Source organism: Pseudomonas sp. MWU318, assembly GCF_016756945.1.
Taxonomy (GTDB): Bacteria; Pseudomonadota; Gammaproteobacteria; order Pseudomonadales; family Pseudomonadaceae; genus Aquipseudomonas; species Aquipseudomonas putida_A.
In genome coordinates this window covers 270,644-286,767 of sequence record NZ_JAESJL010000003.1, presented here as the reverse complement: position 1 = coordinate 286,767, position 16,124 = coordinate 270,644, and the positions used below count along the sequence as shown (strand labels likewise).

The 16,124-nt window shown below is 61.0% G+C and carries 14 protein-coding genes; 8 read left to right on the top strand and 6 right to left on the bottom strand.

Annotated features, from left to right (window positions below; all coding sequences use genetic code 11):
- Window positions 1–20 precede the first annotated feature (20 nt).
- A complete protein-coding gene (locus tag JN524_RS09385) occupies window positions 21–1,691 on the top strand; it encodes a putative bifunctional diguanylate cyclase/phosphodiesterase (RefSeq protein WP_202369179.1) in 1,671 nt (556 codons plus the stop codon).
- A 70-nt stretch (window positions 1,692–1,761) separates the two neighbouring features.
- Here JN524_RS09385 and JN524_RS09380 read toward each other — a convergent pair whose 3' ends face one another.
- Window positions 1,762–3,156, bottom strand: a complete 1,395-nt coding sequence (locus tag JN524_RS09380; protein WP_202369348.1) for a NorM family multidrug efflux MATE transporter — start codon at window positions 3,154–3,156, stop codon at window positions 1,762–1,764.
- Window positions 3,157–3,314: 158 nt separating this feature from the next.
- Between JN524_RS09380 and JN524_RS09375 the strand changes: the two genes are divergently transcribed.
- The 3 genes from JN524_RS09375 to JN524_RS09365 all read left to right on the top strand — a co-directional run bounded on the left by JN524_RS09375 (window position 3,315) and on the right by JN524_RS09365 (window position 7,834).
- On the top strand, window positions 3,315–4,235 hold the full coding sequence (locus JN524_RS09375; RefSeq protein ID WP_202369178.1) for a LysR substrate-binding domain-containing protein: 921 nt from the start codon (window positions 3,315–3,317) through the stop codon (window positions 4,233–4,235).
- A gap of 188 nt (window positions 4,236–4,423) precedes the next feature.
- Window positions 4,424–6,400: a methyl-accepting chemotaxis protein gene (locus JN524_RS09370; protein WP_202369177.1), complete on the top strand. Its 1,977-nt coding sequence runs from the start codon at window positions 4,424–4,426 to the stop codon at window positions 6,398–6,400.
- A 219-nt stretch (window positions 6,401–6,619) separates the two neighbouring features.
- Window positions 6,620–7,834: an aldose 1-epimerase family protein gene (locus JN524_RS09365; protein ID WP_202369176.1), complete on the top strand. Its 1,215-nt coding sequence runs from the start codon at window positions 6,620–6,622 to the stop codon at window positions 7,832–7,834.
- On the opposite strand, the gene JN524_RS09360 is transcribed toward JN524_RS09365, so the two are convergent.
- A complete protein-coding gene (locus tag JN524_RS09360; RefSeq protein ID WP_097089516.1) occupies window positions 7,831–9,324 on the bottom strand; it encodes a YifB family Mg chelatase-like AAA ATPase in 1,494 nt (497 codons plus the stop codon). The genes JN524_RS09365 and JN524_RS09360 overlap by 4 nt on opposite strands.
- A gap of 763 nt (window positions 9,325–10,087) precedes the next feature.
- The gene (locus JN524_RS09355; RefSeq protein ID WP_007920416.1) at window positions 10,088–10,348 is read right to left on the bottom strand and encodes an accessory factor UbiK family protein; all 261 of its coding nucleotides are present in this window, start codon (window positions 10,346–10,348) and stop codon (window positions 10,088–10,090) included.
- A gap of 413 nt (window positions 10,349–10,761) precedes the next feature.
- On the opposite strand from JN524_RS09355, the gene glnK reads away from it, so the two are divergent.
- The 4 genes from glnK to sutA all read left to right on the top strand — a co-directional run bounded on the left by glnK (window position 10,762) and on the right by sutA (window position 13,546).
- Window positions 10,762–11,100, top strand: coding sequence for a P-II family nitrogen regulator (glnK, locus tag JN524_RS09350; protein WP_002555808.1), 339 nt, complete (start codon window positions 10,762–10,764; stop codon window positions 11,098–11,100).
- A gap of 37 nt (window positions 11,101–11,137) precedes the next feature.
- Window positions 11,138–12,475 carry an ammonium transporter gene (locus JN524_RS09345; protein WP_202369175.1) on the top strand — a complete coding sequence of 446 codons (1,338 nt, stop codon included), beginning with the start codon at window positions 11,138–11,140 and terminating at the stop codon, window positions 12,473–12,475.
- A 216-nt stretch (window positions 12,476–12,691) separates the two neighbouring features.
- Window positions 12,692–13,117 (top strand): secondary thiamine-phosphate synthase enzyme YjbQ, encoded by a 426-nt coding sequence (locus tag JN524_RS09340; protein ID WP_202369174.1) that lies wholly within the window; start codon window positions 12,692–12,694, stop codon window positions 13,115–13,117.
- 102 nt (window positions 13,118–13,219) lie between these two features.
- Complete coding sequence (gene sutA / locus JN524_RS09335) at window positions 13,220–13,546, top strand: transcriptional regulator SutA (RefSeq protein ID WP_007964546.1); 327 nt, start codon at window positions 13,220–13,222, stop codon at window positions 13,544–13,546.
- 235 nt (window positions 13,547–13,781) lie between these two features.
- Here sutA and JN524_RS09330 read toward each other — a convergent pair whose 3' ends face one another.
- The 3 genes from JN524_RS09330 to JN524_RS09320 are packed head-to-tail and all read right to left on the bottom strand — an operon-like array spanning window position 13,782 to window position 16,113.
- Window positions 13,782–14,489, bottom strand: coding sequence for an HAD family hydrolase (locus JN524_RS09330; protein ID WP_202369173.1), 708 nt, complete (start codon window positions 14,487–14,489; stop codon window positions 13,782–13,784).
- Window positions 14,486–15,385 carry a tyrosine recombinase XerC gene (gene xerC, locus JN524_RS09325; RefSeq protein WP_003229409.1) on the bottom strand — a complete coding sequence of 300 codons (900 nt, stop codon included), beginning with the start codon at window positions 15,383–15,385 and terminating at the stop codon, window positions 14,486–14,488. The genes JN524_RS09330 and xerC overlap by 4 nt, the downstream gene beginning before the upstream one ends.
- A 2-nt stretch (window positions 15,386–15,387) precedes the next feature.
- Entirely contained in the window at window positions 15,388–16,113 is a 726-nt protein-coding gene (locus JN524_RS09320; RefSeq protein ID WP_097089519.1) for a DUF484 family protein, read from the bottom strand.
- Between the last annotated feature and the right edge of the window lie 11 nt (window positions 16,114–16,124).

The window sequence follows — 16,124 nt, the reverse complement described above, 5'->3', positions numbered from 1 at the left end:
GCAGAGTCTAGGGAGCTAGCTTGTCTACGCCTGTCGAACCCTTGCGTTTGCTGCTACTGGCCGAAGAGCCAGCGTGGACAGCGTTATTGCGCGAGTGTCTGGCTCCGATGGGGAGCGCGGCGGTGCTGATCAGCGCGCCGAGCTGGGAGTCGGTCAGCAGTCTGTTCGAAGACAATCGCCACGCGGTGTTGTTGACCGTTCCCGCGTTGCAGCCGGCCCCGGGCCGTTGCAGCCTGCCGACGGTGTTGCTGCTGGATCACGAGCCGGCCACCGCGCCGGTTGGCGTCAGTGACTGGCTGGTGTTCGACGCCCTCGACGCCGACATGCTGCGTCGCTGCCTGCGCCATGTGCGTGAACGCGGCGTCCTCGAAAATACTTTGCAACGCCTCGCCGAGCAGGATCCGCTGACCGGCATCGCCAACCGCCAGGGCTTCCAGACCCTGCTCGCGGCGCGTCTGGCGGAAAACGACGGGCGCGGCCTGGCCCTCGGGCATCTCGATCTCGACAACTTCCGTCACGCCAACGACGCCCTCGGTCATCAGGCCGGCGATCGCTTGATCTTGCAGGTCGTCGCGCGGCTGAAAAGTCAGCTCGAGGCTGGGGATCAACTGGCGCGGCTGGGCAGCGACGAATTTGCTCTGTTGATCGACACCCGCCGCGCGCCGCAACGCGCCGAGTGGATGGCCGAACGCATTACCGAAGCCCTCGCCGAACCGTATTGGGTCGATGGCGAAAGCCTGTTGATCGGCTCCAGCCTCGGTATCGCCCATGCCCGTGCACAGGGTGGTGCCGACCCGCTGATGTGGCACGCGCACATTGCCATGCAGCAGGCCAAGAGCACGCAGGGCTGTACCTTCCATATCTTCAACGAACGCATCAACCGCAACGCCCGGAGCATGGCCGACCTCGAAAGCGAGCTGCGCCGGGCCTTGCGCCGCGATGAGCTGGAGCTGCACTACCAGCCACGGCTGAATCTTGCAGACGGGCAGATCGTCGGCCTCGAAGCCCTGGTGCGCTGGCGCCATGGCGAGCGCGGCCTGTTGCCGCCGAGCGAATTCGTGCCGCTGGCCGAGCAGAGCGGTCTGATCGTGCCGCTGGGCTACTGGGTGATTTCCCGCGCGTTGCGCGACATGCAGGCACTGCGCGAGCGCGGGCTGCCGGCGCTGCACATGGCGATCAACCTGTCGTTCCGTCAGTTTCAGGACAGCCAGTTGCTGCCGACGCTCAGTCGGCTGATTGCCGAGCGTGGGGTCGAGGCGCAGTGGCTGGAGTTTGAGCTCACCGAAACCGCCGTCATGCGCCGCAGCGATCTGGTCAAACAGACCATGGACGCCCTCGGCCGTCTCGGCGTGCGTTTCTCACTGGATGACTTTGGCACCGGTTTCTCGTCGTTCGTGCACCTCAACAGCTTGCCGATCACCTTGCTGAAGATCGACAAAAGCTTTGTCGGCGGCATGGAGCAGCGCGAAGAGAATCGCAAACTGGTGCACGCGATGATCAACCTTGCGCACAACCTGCACCTGGAAGTGGTGGCCGAGGGCGTGGAGACCCCGGAGCAACTGGATCTGCTGCGCGGTTTTGGCTGTGATCAGGTGCAGGGCTATCTGATCAGCCGGCCGTTGCCGTTGGCGGAGTTGGTTGAGTACCTGACGTTTGGCTCAAGCCAGCAGGTTTCTGTGGAGGCCGTTTAAAAGATCGCAGCCTGCGGCAGCTCCTACAGGGATCTGTGTAGGAGCTGCCGAAGGCTGCGATCTTTTGACCTTAATCTGCGCGAACGGCCTCAAACCTCTGTGAAACCGGCTCCAGCCGAATCATCCGCTTCATCTTCCATTCAAACGCCAGCGTCAGGCTCACCGCTGCGCACGCCAGCCCCGACGCCAGCCCCCACCAGACGCCCGTCGGCCCCCAGTTCAGGTGGAACGCCATCCACCACGCCGCCGGTGCGCCAATCAACCAATAACAAGCGAGGCCGACCAGAAAGGTGGTTTTCGCGTCTTTGAGCCCACGGATGCAGCCCATGGCGATAGTCTGCGTGCCGTCAAACAATTCGAACCATGCCGCCACCGCCAACAGGCTCACCGCTAGACGAATGACTTCGGCAAACGCCGGGTCGTTGTGACTGAGGAACAGCCCGACCAGTTGATTCGGCAGCAGCCAGAACACCATGGCGAAACCCAGCATCACCACCGCACCAAAGACGATGCCGACCCGTCCGGACATTCGTGCATCGCTCAGTTGTCCGGCGCCGTAATGCTGGCCGACGCGCATGGTGATCGCATACGACATGCCCGCCGGCACCATGAACGCCACCGAAACGATCTGCAGAGCGATCTGGTGTGCGCCGAGTTGCGTGCTGCCCATGGTGCCCATGCACAGCGCCGCGAAGGCAAACAGTCCGACTTCCACCGCGTAGGTGCCGCCAATCGGCAGGCCGAGGCGCCACAGTTCTTTCAGATACTGACGATTTGGCCGTGACAGGCCGGCGCGCAATGGGTAGGCGTCGTAGGCCGGGTGCCGGCGAATGTGCCAGGCGAGGGCCAGCGCCATGCAGTTGGCAACGATTGCCGTGACCAGACCGATGCCGGTCAACCCCAGTTTCGGCAGGCCGAACATCCCGGTAATCAGTGCGTAATTGAGCAGGAAGTTGGCCACGGTGCCGCCGAGGCTGATGACCATCACCGGGGTCGCCCGGCCGATTGCACTGGTAAAGCCGCGCAGGGCCATGAAGCTCAGGTAGCCGGGCAGGGCGAAGGGCAGAGCGATCAAAAATTGTCCAGCGGCGTTGACGTTGGTTTCGGTCTGGCCGAACAGCAGCAACACCGGTTTCAAATTCCACAGCAGCAACCCGGCGCCCAGCGCCATCAGCCACGCCAGCCACAGCCCGGCCTGGGTCAGGCGTGCCGCGCCGATGATGTCGCCGGCGCCCTGACGGATCGCCACCAGCGTGCCGACCGCTGCAATCACGCCGATGCAGAAAATCGACACGAACGAATAACTCGCTGCCCCCAGTCCGCCGCCGGCCAGGGCTTCGGGGCTGAGTCGCGCCATCATCAGGGTGTCGGTCAGCACCATCAACATGTGCGCCAACTGTGAGGCGATCAACGGCCCTGCCAGCCGCAGGATGGCCCAGAGTTCGGTACGCACAGGATGCTGCATGGTCATCACCACTCATTGAAAGAGGGAACAGGGAGCCGTCGATTCTCGGCGCTTGGCAGGGTTTGCACAAAAGGATAAAAAGGATGGGTTGCATGATTAAAACTCATCATGAGAAAAAACCGCCTGGTTGGCCGGATGCCGCCAAAGGAGCTTTGTGCATGTCCCGTCGTCTTCCTCCGTTGTATGCCCTGCGCGCATTCGAAGCGGCGGCGCGGCACAGTTCGTTCACCCGTGCCGCCGAAGAGTTGTCGATTACCCAGAGTGCGGTGAGTCGGCACATTCGCACGCTTGAGGAGCATTTCGCCTGCAAGCTGTTTCACCGCAGCGGACGCAACCTGCAACTGACCGAATCAGCACGGATGCTCTTGCCGGGGATCCGCGACGGTTTTGCAGCCCTTGAGCGCGCTTGCAACACCTTGCGCGCCGAGGACGACATCCTGCGCATGAAAGCGCCGTCGACCCTGACCATGCGCTGGTTGCTGGCGCGGCTCAGTCGCTTTCGTCATCTGCAACCGGGCAACGAAGTGCAACTGACCAGCGCCTGGATGGATGTGGACTCGGTGGATTTCAACAATGAACCGTTCGACTGCGCCGTGCTGCTGAGTGACGGGCATTTTCCGCCGGACTGGGAGGCCAGCCTGTTGTTTCCGGAAGAGCTGATTCCTGTGGGTGCGCCGAATCTGCTGAATGACCAGCCATGGGATGTCGCACGCCTGGCCTCCACCGAACTGCTGCACCCGACCCCGGATCGGCGCGACTGGCGCAGTTGGCTGGAGCACATGGGCCTGTCCGATCAGGTGTCGCTCAAGGGCGGGCAGGTGTTCGATACCCTCGAACTGGGGATGATTGCCGCCGCCCGAGGCTACGGTGTGTCGATGGGCGATCTGCTGATGGTCGCCGAGGATGTCGCGCAGGGGCGCTTGAGTCTGCCGTGGCCGACTGCCGTCGCCAGTGGGCTGAATTATTACCTGGTGTGGCCGAAAACCCGTCCGGGAGGTGAACGTTTGCGACGTCTCAGCGACTTCCTGCAAGGCGAAGTGCGTGCCATGGCGTTGCCGGTGGTCAAGCGCTTGAGCTGAAACGTTCGAGCCCGCACAATGCCGGCCTCGGGCCATAACCCCGCTATTTACTCAAGTATTCGCGTTCACCGCCGAAAATGAGCATGTGGAACCGCCGTGCCGGTTGCCACGATTCACCCCCATTATTAGAACATTCCGAGCAATTGCTGCGATCAAGGAGGATCCGGTGGCTCGGCCAGGAGCTGTCCATGTCTCAACCTCGTGCCCGGATCGCCTCGCAGCTGGGTCTTGCGCTCGCCGTGATTCTTGCGATTGTCATCAGTGGCAGTACGGTGTTCGCCCTGCGTTCGCTGGATACCGCCAACCTTGCCACCCGTGAAGAACACCTCGCCAGTGAGGCGCGACTGCTGGCCGACCAGTTGAGTACCTTTCACGGCACGTTGCGCGAAAGCACCCAGCGTCTGAGTGGGTTGTTCGAAAAGCGCTTCAGTGCGGGCCTGAGCATTCACCCGGATGAACCGGTGAACGTCGCCGGCACCCAGACCCCGGGCCTGCACCTGGGCAGCGAAGTGTTGAACAACAACTTCAAGGAAGTCGACGAGTTCAAGCAGATGACCGCCGGCGTTGCCACGCTGTTCGTGCGCAGCGGCGAAGACTTCGTGCGGGTCAGCACCTCGCTGACCAAACAGGACGGCACGCGTGCTATCGGCACTCTGCTCGATCACGCACATCCGGCCTACGCGAAGTTGATGGCCGGGCAGGGTTACGTCGGCCGCGCGCTGCTGTTCGATCGTTCCTACATGACCCAATACACTCCGGTGCGCGATGGCAGCGGCAAAGTGATTGCGGTGTTGTTCGTTGGTTTTGATTACACCGATGCGCAGAACGCCCAGTTCGACAACCTCAAGCGCTTCCGCATCGGCCAGACCGGTTCGCTGGCGCTGCTGGATGAGCAGAACAAATGGTTGGTGGCCCCGGCGGGTGTCCAGGCGCTGGATCAGGCGGTCACGGTGATCGGCGTTCTGGCCAAGACCCCTGGCAAGGGGCAGTTCTGGAGCGACAAGAACGAAGATTTCTACAGCGTTTCGGTGCCATTTGACGGTGGGCCGTGGGCGGTGGTGGCAAGTATGCCGAAAGCCGAGATCCGCGCGGTGACCTGGAGCGTCGGCACGCAACTGGCCATCGGCAGCCTGCTGGCGATGCTGTTGGCCGTCGGTTCGGTGGTGTGGTTGCTGCGCAGCAAACTGGCGCCGCTGAGTGATCTGGTGCGTCAGGCCGAAGCGCTGGGTGCAGGTGATCTGAGCGTGCGCCTGAACGTGTCGAGCAACGACGAGATCGGTCAGCTGTCCCGCGCGTTCAACCAGATGAGTCAGGCGCTGTCGACGATGGTCGAACACATCCGCCGCTCCTCGGAAGAGGTCAACAGCCGCGCCCAGGCATTGTCCGGTTTGTCCGGTGGTGCCTACGAAGGCATGGAGCAGCAGTCCGGCGAAATCACCAGCATGGCCGGCGCAGTTGAAGAGTTCAGCGCCACCTCGCTGAACATCGCCGACAACATGGGGGCCACCCAGCGTCTGGCCCAGGAAAACGCTCAGCAGACGCAGATCGGTCGCAGCTCTATGGAGGAAGCGTCGTCCTCGCTGGAGCAAATCGCTGGCGCGTTGAACACCACGGCTACCGTGATCAACACCCTCGGTCAGCGCTCCCAGGAAATCGGCGGCATCGTCAGCGTGATTACCTCGATCGCCGAACAGACCAATCTGCTGGCGCTTAACGCGGCCATCGAAGCGGCCCGTGCCGGTGAACAGGGCCGTGGTTTTGCTGTGGTGGCCGATGAGGTGCGCAACCTGGCTTCGCGCACCCGTCAGGCCACTGATGAAATCTCCGGGATGATTCACAGCATCCAGCAGGAAACCGGCAACGCCATCAGCACCATGGAACAGGGCAATCTGCTGATGCAGGAAGGCCTGTCGCGTAACGCCAATGTTGCCTCGGCGCTGGCGCGGATCGATGAGCAGAGCCGTTCGGCAGGACAGCAGTTCGCCGCGATTACCACCGCGACGCAGGAGCAGAGCAGCACGGCTACTTTGCTCAGCAGTAACCTGCAGAGCATTGCGCTGGCCAACAGTGAGCAGCGTGAGGTTGTTTCTAACTTGGCCGTGACCGCCAAGGAGCTTGAGAAATTGGCGGCGGACTTGCGTTCTGAGGTTGATCGTTTTCGTTGATGCGCAGATGAAATAGCTATCGCGAGCAGGCTCACTCCTACAGGTGTATTGGTCGATCACAATATTTGTGATCACTGAAGACCCCTGTAGGAGTGAGCCTGCTCGCGAATGCATCACTGCCAGTCCTGGATAAAGCACTCGATCTCTTACTCTTCTGGACTTGCTGAAACGTTTCCGCAGCGCTATAAAAATGGCACAACTCCAATAAAGGCTGCTGCCATGACCCCGCTCAAACTCGCCGTTGCACTCGGCGCACTGTTCGCTGCTTCCCATGCCCTTGCTTGGGATTACGTACTCCTCGATACCAACAAGCCCGCGCAAAACTGGAGCATTACCAGTGAGCAGCTCGGGGTGAAAACTGCCAAACCCTTCTCCGTAAGCCTGCGCACCTTGCACGGCGGTCGACAGGAAGGTGTCAGCATCGTCGATATCGATAACGGCACGATGAAACTCTCGGTGGTGCCGACCCGTGGCATGAATGTCCTGCAGGCGTCTGTCGGCAACGTGCGCATGGGTTGGGATTCGCCGGTCAAGGAAGTGGTCAACCCGGCCTTCATCGAACTCAACGGCCGCGGCGGGCTGGGCTGGCTGGAAGGTTTCAACGAGTTGGTCACCCGCTGCGGTTACGAGTGGGTCGGCCATCCCGGTTTGGACAATGGCGAGTTGCTGACCCTGCACGGCCGCGCCGCGAACATTCCGGCCAGCACTGTCACGCTGCACATCGATGAAAAACCGCCCTACGCCATCAGTCTGCGCGGTGAACTGAAAGAACAGGCGTTCAAGAAAGTCGACTTCTCAGTCGTTACCGAACTGGTCACCGAGCCGGGCACTGCGCATTTTGCCCTCAACGATACGCTGACCAACAACGGTGATTATCCGAAGGAGTACCAGGCGCTGTATCACAGCAACTTCAGCACGCCTTTCCTCGAGCAGGGTGCACGGTTCGCGGCGCCGGTGAAACAGGTCTCACCGTTTAACGACAAGGCTAAAGCCGAGTTGGCGGACTGGCAGATTTATCGCGGTCCAACCAAGGACTACGACGAAACCGTCTATAACGTCGTGCCCTACGCCGACGCCAAAGGCGAAACCCTGACTGTTTTGCACAACAAGGCTGGCAGCCTCGGTGTCTCTGTTGGCTTCAATACACAACAGCTGCCAGTGTTTTCCCTGTGGAAAAACACCGACACCCAAGGGCAGGGCTATGTCACGGGCCTTGAGCCAGGCACCAGCTTTTCCTACAACCGCCGCTATCAGCGTCCGCTGAATCTGGTTCCAACCATTGCGCCAAAGGCCAGCCAACAGTTCCAGATCAGCTACAGCCTGCTGGCAGACAAAGGCGCTGTGGATAATGCGTTGAAGCGCGTGAGCGAAATCCAGGCCGGGCGTGAAACCGAAGTGCGACAGGCGCCGCTGGTGGATCTGACCGAGCATTAAGGCGTCGCCGGGCGGTATTGCAGCGCTTCGGCCAGATGCTCACGGCTGATTGCATCGACTTGCTCAAGGTCTGCCAGGGTTCTGGCGACCTTGAGCAAACGATGGGCTGAGCGCAGTGACAAGGTCAGCCGTTCGCAGGCTGACTCCAGCCATTTCTCATCGGCTGTAGATAACTGGCAGTGCCGCTTCAGGCCTGGCAGATCGAGAAACGCATTGGCACAACGCTGACGCTTTTGTTGGCGTTCGCGTGCCTCGGCCACCACGGCTGCCGCACTGGCGCTGTCCTCGCCTGGCTTCACTGCCGGATTCAACGCCGTCGCTTCCCGCGCCACCGTCAGGTGCAGATCGATCCGATCCAGCAACGGCCCCGATAGCTTGTTGCGGTAGCGCTGTACCATGTCCGGTGTACACGAGCACTTGCCGCTCGGCTCGCCAAGATATCCACAGGGACAAGGATTCATTGCCGCCACCAACTGGAAACGCGCGGGAAAGCGTACGCGATCCTTGGCTCGGGCAATCACGATATGCCCGGATTCCAGCGGCTCGCGCAGCACCTCCAGCACCTTGCGATCGAACTCCGGCAGCTCATCGAGAAACAGTACGCCGTGGTGGGCGAGGGTGATTTCGCCGGGTTGCGGTTTCGAGCTGCCACCGACCAGCGCCGGTCCCGATGCAGAATGGTGCGGTTGACGGAATGGTCGCTGCGGCCAATGGGTCAGTGGCACGCCGCTGGCGACCGATTGAATCGCCGCCACTTCCAGCGCCTCGCATTCTGAGAGTGGCGGCAGCAGCCCCGGCAAGCGACTTGCCAACAAGGTCTTGCCGGTCCCCGGCGGCCCACTGAACAACAGGTTGTGCGCGCCCGCCGCCGCAATCAGCAGCGCCCGTTTCGCGGCCATCTGTCCTTGCACCTCATTGAGGTCGGGATAAGGTTTCGCCGCATGGATAAGCCCGTCCGAGACATAAGGCTCGACCGGCGTATGCCCGTTGAAATGCGCCACTGCTTCCAGCAGATGATCCACCGCAAACACCTTCAAACCCGAAGCCAGGCACGCTTCCTCGGCATTCGCCCGCGGCACCACCAGTGCCCGCCCGGCCTTGCGCGCCGCCAGCGCCGCCGGCAACACCCCGCGTACCGGACGCACAGCACCGGACAACGCCAGTTCACCGAGGCATTCCACTTCATCCAGCGTCAGACACGGTACCTGCACACTCGCCGACAGAATCCCCAAGGCAATCGCCAGATCAAAGCGCCCGCCATCCTTGGGCAAGTCCGCCGGCGCCAGATTCAAGGTGATCCGCCGCGCCGGAAACTGCAGCCCGGAATTGATGATCGCGCTGCGCACCCGGTCCTTGCTCTCCTTCACCGCCGCCTCGGGCAGGCCGACCATGGTCAGCGACGGCAGACCGTTGGCCAGATGGACTTCGACGGTGACGGCGGGAGCATCCACGCCAATCTGGGCGCGGCTGTGGACGATGGAGAGGGACATGGTCGTTCCTTGAGCTGAATCGGGGACCGCTTCCTGCGGGTTTTTGAAGGGTAGTTGGGGAAGGGCGATCAGGCGGGGGCGAACTTTCACTGGATGTTGCGGGAAAGCGGTCAACCAATTTCGAGGCGAAAAAAAACCGCCTTGAGGAGACGGTTTTCAGTTTGCAGGCTTCGGTGAGGCCAAGGCCTGCGTATCCTTTGCGGACACACTCACGTGCGATCAGGTTATGCATGTTTGCTCATTGGCGCAAGTATCAGATGGGCTTGAAAGGGGGGCAACGGTCCCGTTGATAGCGCCTCATAACGACTTGATACAAGTTGTTTAAATCGCTTTCTAAGGGCTGTCATAAAGTCCGCAATGACGATGCCCACTCATGGGGTATTCGCGAAGTGTGGCCGGGAGCGCAAAGACTTCATGTTCCTCGACACGGTGTGAGACCCGTGCCGGTGCTGTATTTGAGGAACCCACACCCGGCCGCCTTAGCGGACATACTCACGTGTAGTCCCGAAGGTGTTCGTACGCCGGAAAGTGCATCGGAGGTTTGGCCCCACGCAAGGAGGGCCAAAGTATGTCTAAGTTTCTTAAACATATGTGGCGCCTCGTCAGAATCGCGTTATGGGCTTTTCGCCTGTACGAGTTTCTGCGAGACCGTTGGAATAATTCGTTGTAGAGGATTGATCTGACGGAAACCGCTCCTGCCTAGGCAGGAGCGGTTTAATTTCTTTCGCAAACTTCAAGGCACTTTGGCTCAGGGTCTGCAGACTTACTCGGCCGGCGGCGTCAGCTTTGCTTCCATCTCGGCCACTTTGGCTTCGAGGCTTTCGAGGCGAGCGCGGGTACGCGCCAACACAACCATCTGACTATCAAACTCTTCACGGCTCACCAAATCGAGTTTGCTGAACGCACTCTGCAGCAGCATCTTGAACTGGCTTTCGATTTCGGCTTTCGGCAGCGGGGTGTCGCCGCTGAACAGGCGGGAGGCGGTGCCGCTCAGGGCGTCGAGGAAGTCTTTTGGCGCGAGCATGGAATGTGTCCTGTAAACAGTGGCGGGCAGTGTATCACGCAGTGTCTATAGTCATTGACGCAGGCGCGGATGCACGCTTTTCGCGCAGGCGGACGGACGGCAGCGCACCGTTGTTGTGCGTAACCGTCCGGCGTTTTTCGCGCAAACGCCTGTGGCAGCGGTCAAGGGCTTGAAATCAGAGGGATTTGGCGAGATGGCAAGCTTTCTGCTTAGTCGGTAGTGACCCATGCACTGATGCAGTCGCTGTGACGAATGCAGTGCGGCAGGCGGAGCGGGGAGTTTCGTCGGCAGCGGTTAGCTGGCGTCAGTCGGGCAGGTAAGGCCGACGATGCGTTACAAAGCCAGGCACTGCGCTTAGACTTGAGTCGGGTTTGTTTTCCTGGGGCAAGTCCACCAATTCGGGAGAGAGTTTCATGAAGCTAGTCACTGCCATCATCAAGCCGTTCAAGTTGGACGACGTGCGCGAGTCGCTGTCCGAAATCGGCGTGCAGGGCATTACCGTTACTGAAGTCAAAGGCTTCGGCCGGCAGAAGGGTCACACCGAGCTGTATCGCGGCGCGGAGTATGTGGTCGATTTTCTGCCCAAGGTGAAAATCGACGTTGCTATCGACGACAAGGATCTGGATCGGGTTATCGAGGCGATAACCAAGGCTGCCAACACCGGCAAGATCGGTGACGGCAAGATCTTCGTGGTCAATCTGGAACAGGCGATCCGCATCCGTACCGGCGAAACCGATACCGACGCGATCTAAACGCCGCCACAAACCCAACGCCCCAGGAGAAAACAATATGACTCTGCGTAAATTCGCAGGGCTAGGCGCCCTGTTGTCCATCGTAATGCCCGGCCTGGCTATGGCGGCAGATCCGGTGGCGCCTCCAGTCCTCAATTCCGGCGACACCGCCTGGATGCTGACCTCCACAGCCCTCGTGCTGTTCATGACCATCCCCGGCCTCGCGCTGTTCTACGGCGGCATGGTGCGGTCGAAAAACATTCTTTCCGTGATGATGCAGTGCTTCGCCATTACCGGTCTGATCAGCGTTCTGTGGGTCATTTATGGCTACAGCATTGCGTTCGACACCACCGGCATGGAGCAGGGCGTCGTCAACTTCAACTCGTTCTTCGGCGGCATGGGCAAGGCGTTCCTCGCCGGAGTCACGCCTTCAAGCCTGACCGGTCCCGCGGCGCTGTTCCCGGAGGCGGTGTTCGTTACCTTCCAGATGACTTTCGCGATCATCACTCCGGCACTGATCGTCGGTGCGTTCGCCGAGCGGATGAAGTTTTCCGCGATGCTGATCTTCATGGGCGTCTGGTTCACCCTCGTCTATGCGCCGATCGCACACATGGTCTGGTCCGGTAACGGCGGCCTGCTGTGGGACTGGGGCGTACTCGACTTCGCGGGCGGCACCGTGGTGCACATCAACGCCGGTGTCGCCGGTCTGATTGCCTGCCTGGTATTGGGCAAGCGCAAAGGCTTCCCGACCACCCCGATGGCGCCGCACAACCTCGGTTATACCCTGATGGGTGCTGCGATGCTGTGGGTTGGCTGGTTCGGCTTCAACGCAGGTTCGGCCGCAGCCGCCAACGGCACTGCCGGCATGGCGATGCTGGTCACTCAGATTGCAACCGCTGCGGCGGCACTGGGCTGGATGTTTGCCGAGTGGATTACTCACGGCAAACCAAGCGCTTTGGGCATCGCCTCGGGTGTGGTTGCCGGTCTGGTAGCGATTACTCCGGCTGCCGGCACCGTAGGCCCGATGGGCGCCTTGGTGATCGGTCTGGCGGCAGGCGTGGTGTGCTTCTTCTGCGCCACCACCCTGAAACGCAAACTCGGCTATGACGACTCCCTGGATGCCTTCGGCGTACACGGTATCGGCGGTATCCTCGGGGCGATCCTCACCGGTGTGTTCGCTGCACCGTCGCTGGGTGGCTTCGGCACCGTCACCGACATCGCCGCTCAAGTATGGATTCAGTGCAAAGGTGTCGGCTTCACGGTGATCTATACCGCAATCGTCACCTTCATCATCCTCAAGGTCCTGGACGCCGTGATGGGTCTGCGTGTGACCGAGGAAGAAGAGGCAGTGGGTCTGGACCTGGCACAACACAACGAACGCGGCTACAACCTGTAAGTACGCGCATCGAAAAAACTTGCCCGGCTTGCCGGGCATTTTTTTGTCTGGAATTTGTCATTCAGGTAGTGGCTGAAAGGATTTTTCGTACAGCTTTGGTCGTGTTTACGACAAGCGTTTTTCTGCGGCCAATGGCTTACATCATTGCAGGAATATTAGGGCCTTTGTTTTTTCCCAGAGCGCGCTAGAATGCGCCCCGAACGTGCGGAGAACTGTATGTGGCAACAGACTCTGATAACCCTGCGGGCACGGCCCCGGGGCTTTCATCTGGTAACGGACGAGTTACTCGCCGGCCTGCCTGAACTCAAGGCGTGCTGGGTCGGTCTGTTGCATTTGTGGCTGCAGCATACCTCGGCGTCGTTGACCATCAACGAGAACGCCGATCCGGCGGTCCGTCGCGACTTCGAACGATTTTTCAATCGTCTGATCCCACAAGGAACAGACGGCTATGAGCATAACGACGAAGGCCTGGACGACCTCCCGGCGCACTTCAAGGCCAGCGTGCTTGGCTGCCAGATCAGTCTGCCGGTTTCGGCAGGTCGCCTGGCACTGGGAACCTGGCAAGGCGTTTATCTGGGCGAGCACCGTGATCATGGCGGTGCCCGTAAAGTCCTCGCCACCCTGCACGGTGAAGGGGCGTAAACCGTTGGTCACCAGCGGTTACCGATTTTTTTACGGCGACTTTCGACAGTCGCCAAAGCTGGTCTATAACTAATCTGCTTTTCGCAAGTCATGAGGTAGAACATGAGCGACGATGATCTGGAAAACGACGACCTCGAAGTAGGCGACGAAGACGAGGCCGAGGAAGGCCTGGAAGCAGCAGCGGAAGACGTTGCTGACGACGATGGCGGTGACGATACGCCGGCCCCGGCTGCCAAAGGCAAAGCCAAGGCTGCGGTGTCGGTCGACGAGTTGCCGAGCATCGAAGCCAAGAACAAGGAGCGCGACGCCCTGGCCAAGGCCATGGAAGAATTCCTTGCGCGCGGTGGCAAGGTGCAGGAAGTGGAGGCCAACGTGGTCGCCGATCCGCCCAAGAAGCCGGACAACAAGTACGGCAGCCGCCCTATCTGAGGCGTGCTACCTGCTTGCTGAAAAAGCCCGCCGTCGCTGCGGGCTTTTTCATGCCTGAAACAAAAGCGCTCGTTCACTGCGACATTGTGGCGAGGGAGCTTGCTCCCGCTGGGTCGCGAAGCGACCCCAAAATCTGCAGGCGCAGTTTTTCAGGAATATTGTGTTGGCTGGTTTTACGACTGCTGCGCAGCCGAGCGGGAGCAAGCTCCCTCGCCACAAAAAAAACGGTTGTGTGTCAGGTGGCGAGGGCATTCCAGCGTGCGAGTACCGCTGGCAAGTCGGTCAGGCTACGGATTTCAGCATCCGGCAGTCGCTCCGCTTCCCAGACCTTGCCCGTCGGGTTGAACCAGACCGCGCGCATGCCCGCCTGCTGCGCCCCGGCAATGTCATCGCCTGGATGATCGCCAATGTGTACGGCCGCTTCCGCACTCACACCACCGCGTTGCAACGCTTCGTGGAACAGTCGCGCATCCGGTTTGGCGATGCCGATATCTTCGGCGCACAGGGCAAACTTGAAGTAGTCCGCGAGGCCCAGCCGACGCACGTCGGCGTTGCCGTTGGTGACCACGCCGAGGGCGTAATGGTTGGCGAGGATTTCCAGGGTTGGTTCGACTTCGGGAAATACCGTGATCTGATGCCGTGCATGCAGGAACACTTCGAAGCTCTTGTCCGCCAGCTCGGAAGCTTCGCCATGGGCGTAGCCAGCGTCTTCCAGCGCGTGGAACAGCACGCGCCTGCGCAACGCACTGATGCGGTGCTTGAGGCCCGGCTCGCTGGCCAGTACCCGCTCACGAATCCCCCACAAATGCTCCACCGGTACCGCGCCCAGATTCGGTGCGTGTTCGCTCAGCCATTCGCGCAATACCGCTTCGGCGCTGACGATCACCGGGGCGGTGTCCCACAGGGTGTCGTCGAGGTCGAAGGTGATCAACTGGATGTTCATGAATCGTCGCCTTTGCTGCGTTTGGCCCGTGGGTGGGCGCTGTCGTAGACCGCCGCCAGGTGCTGGAAGTCCAGGTGGGTGTAGATCTGCGTGGTCTTGATGTCCGAGTGGCCGAGCAATTCCTGCACCGCGCGCAGGTCCTGTGAGGATTCCAGCAAGTGGCTGGCAAAGGAATGCCGCAGCATGTGCGGGTGCAGGTTCTGCCCCAGTTCGCGCTCGCCGGCCAGTTTCACCCGCACCTGAATCGCCCGTGGGCCGAGGCGCCGGCCTTGCTGGCTGACGAACACGGCATCGTCGGCCGGGTTGGTCATGGCCCGCAGCGGCAGCCATTGCTCCAGTGCTTCGCGCGCCTTTTTGCCGACCGGCAGCAGGCGGGTCTTGCTGCCCTTGCCGAGCACCTGAACCATGCCGTCGGCCAGATCCAGCTGATCGAGATTGAGCCCGGTCAGCTCGGACAGGCGCAGGCCCGAGGAATAGAACAATTCGAGAATCGCCTGATCGCGACGGGCGAGAAAGTCGTCCTCGACCGCACCTTCAAGCAGTTGCAATGCGCGGTCGGTATCGAGGGTTTTCGGCAGGCGCCGTTCGCCTTTCGGCGGCGCCAGACCGGTCGCCGGGTCGTGGTCGCACAGACCTTCGCGATTCAGATAGTGATAGAGCCCGCGCACCGCTGAAAGCAATCGGGCGAGACTGCGTGACGACTGGCCCTGAGCATGCAGGCGGGCGATCAGGCTGCGCAGACGCTGAATATCCAGCGCCGCCCAACTGCCAATGTTCTGCTTGAGGCACCAGCCGAGGACTTTATCGAGATCGCGGCGATAGGCCGACAGGGTGTGCGGCGACACCTGTCGCTCACTGCGCAGGTGTTCGCAGTAAGCGTCCAGTTGTCGTTCCATGCTCAGCGTACCGAGCGCAGGGAACTGTTGACCCGTGGCAGCACGCGGCCCATGACTTCGGCGATGTAGCTGAGGAACAGCGTACCGACCGAACTCTTGTAGTGCTGCGGATCACGACTGGCGATTGCCAGAATGCCGTGGATGCCTTGATGGCTGACCGCAACCACCGCCGTCGAGCCGATCTGCTTGCGCTGTTCTTCGCCGAACAGGAAGTCCAGCTCATGTTCTCGCAGAGTGCCGCTGACGCTCTTGCCTTCGGTGAGCAGACCGCCGATCGCGGTTTGCGCGTCGGCATGAGTCACCCAGCGGCCAACCGGTGCCGGGTTGTCGCCGAGCAGGATCAGGCTGACAAAGGGCACCTGAAAGTCCTGGCGCAGGCTGTCCTCGACGCTGATCACCACGTCTTCCAGGCTGGCCGCGTCCATCAGGGACAGGATCAGGCGGCGGGTCTTGTCGAACAGCCGGTCATTGTCGCGGGCGACGTCCATCAACTGCGAGAGACGATGACGCATCTCGATGTTGCGGTCGCGCAGGATGCTCATCTGGCGCTCGACCAGCGAAACGGTGTCACCGCGCTGGTGGGGAATGCGCATGGCGGGCAGCAGTTCTTCGTGCTCGACGAAGAAGTCCGGATGAGCCTCCAGGTATGCGGCAACCGCTGCCGCCTCCAGGCTCTCGGACGCGGATTCGTCGGACTGTCGGGCGGGTACCTGAGGCTTATCGGTCATGGCTTCTGCTC

Bases quoted from the DNA above. Each gene is read 5' to 3' on its own strand.
- JN524_RS09365 (WP_202369176.1), top strand. From the start codon at position 6,620: ATGACCCCGCTCAAACTCGCCGTTGCACTCGGCGCACTGTTCGCTGCT.
- JN524_RS09360 (WP_097089516.1), bottom strand. From the start codon at position 9,324: ATGTCCCTCTCCATCGTCCACAGCCGCGCCCAGATTGGCGTGGATGCT.
- sutA (WP_007964546.1), top strand. From the start codon at position 13,220: ATGAGCGACGATGATCTGGAAAACGACGACCTCGAAGTAGGCGACGAA.
- glnK (WP_002555808.1), top strand. From the start codon at position 10,762: ATGAAGCTAGTCACTGCCATCATCAAGCCGTTCAAGTTGGACGACGTG.
- xerC (WP_003229409.1), bottom strand. From the start codon at position 15,385: ATGGAACGACAACTGGACGCTTACTGCGAACACCTGCGCAGTGAGCGA.
- JN524_RS09380 (WP_202369348.1), bottom strand. From the start codon at position 3,156: ATGCAGCATCCTGTGCGTACCGAACTCTGGGCCATCCTGCGGCTGGCA.
- JN524_RS09375 (WP_202369178.1), top strand. From the start codon at position 3,315: ATGTCCCGTCGTCTTCCTCCGTTGTATGCCCTGCGCGCATTCGAAGCG.
- JN524_RS09320 (WP_097089519.1), bottom strand. From the start codon at position 16,113: ATGACCGATAAGCCTCAGGTACCCGCCCGACAGTCCGACGAATCCGCG.
- JN524_RS09330 (WP_202369173.1), bottom strand. From the start codon at position 14,489: ATGAACATCCAGTTGATCACCTTCGACCTCGACGACACCCTGTGGGAC.
- JN524_RS09355 (WP_007920416.1), bottom strand. From the start codon at position 10,348: ATGCTCGCGCCAAAAGACTTCCTCGACGCCCTGAGCGGCACCGCCTCC.
- JN524_RS09345 (WP_202369175.1), top strand. From the start codon at position 11,138: ATGACTCTGCGTAAATTCGCAGGGCTAGGCGCCCTGTTGTCCATCGTA.
- JN524_RS09370 (WP_202369177.1), top strand. From the start codon at position 4,424: ATGTCTCAACCTCGTGCCCGGATCGCCTCGCAGCTGGGTCTTGCGCTC.
- JN524_RS09340 (WP_202369174.1), top strand. From the start codon at position 12,692: ATGTGGCAACAGACTCTGATAACCCTGCGGGCACGGCCCCGGGGCTTT.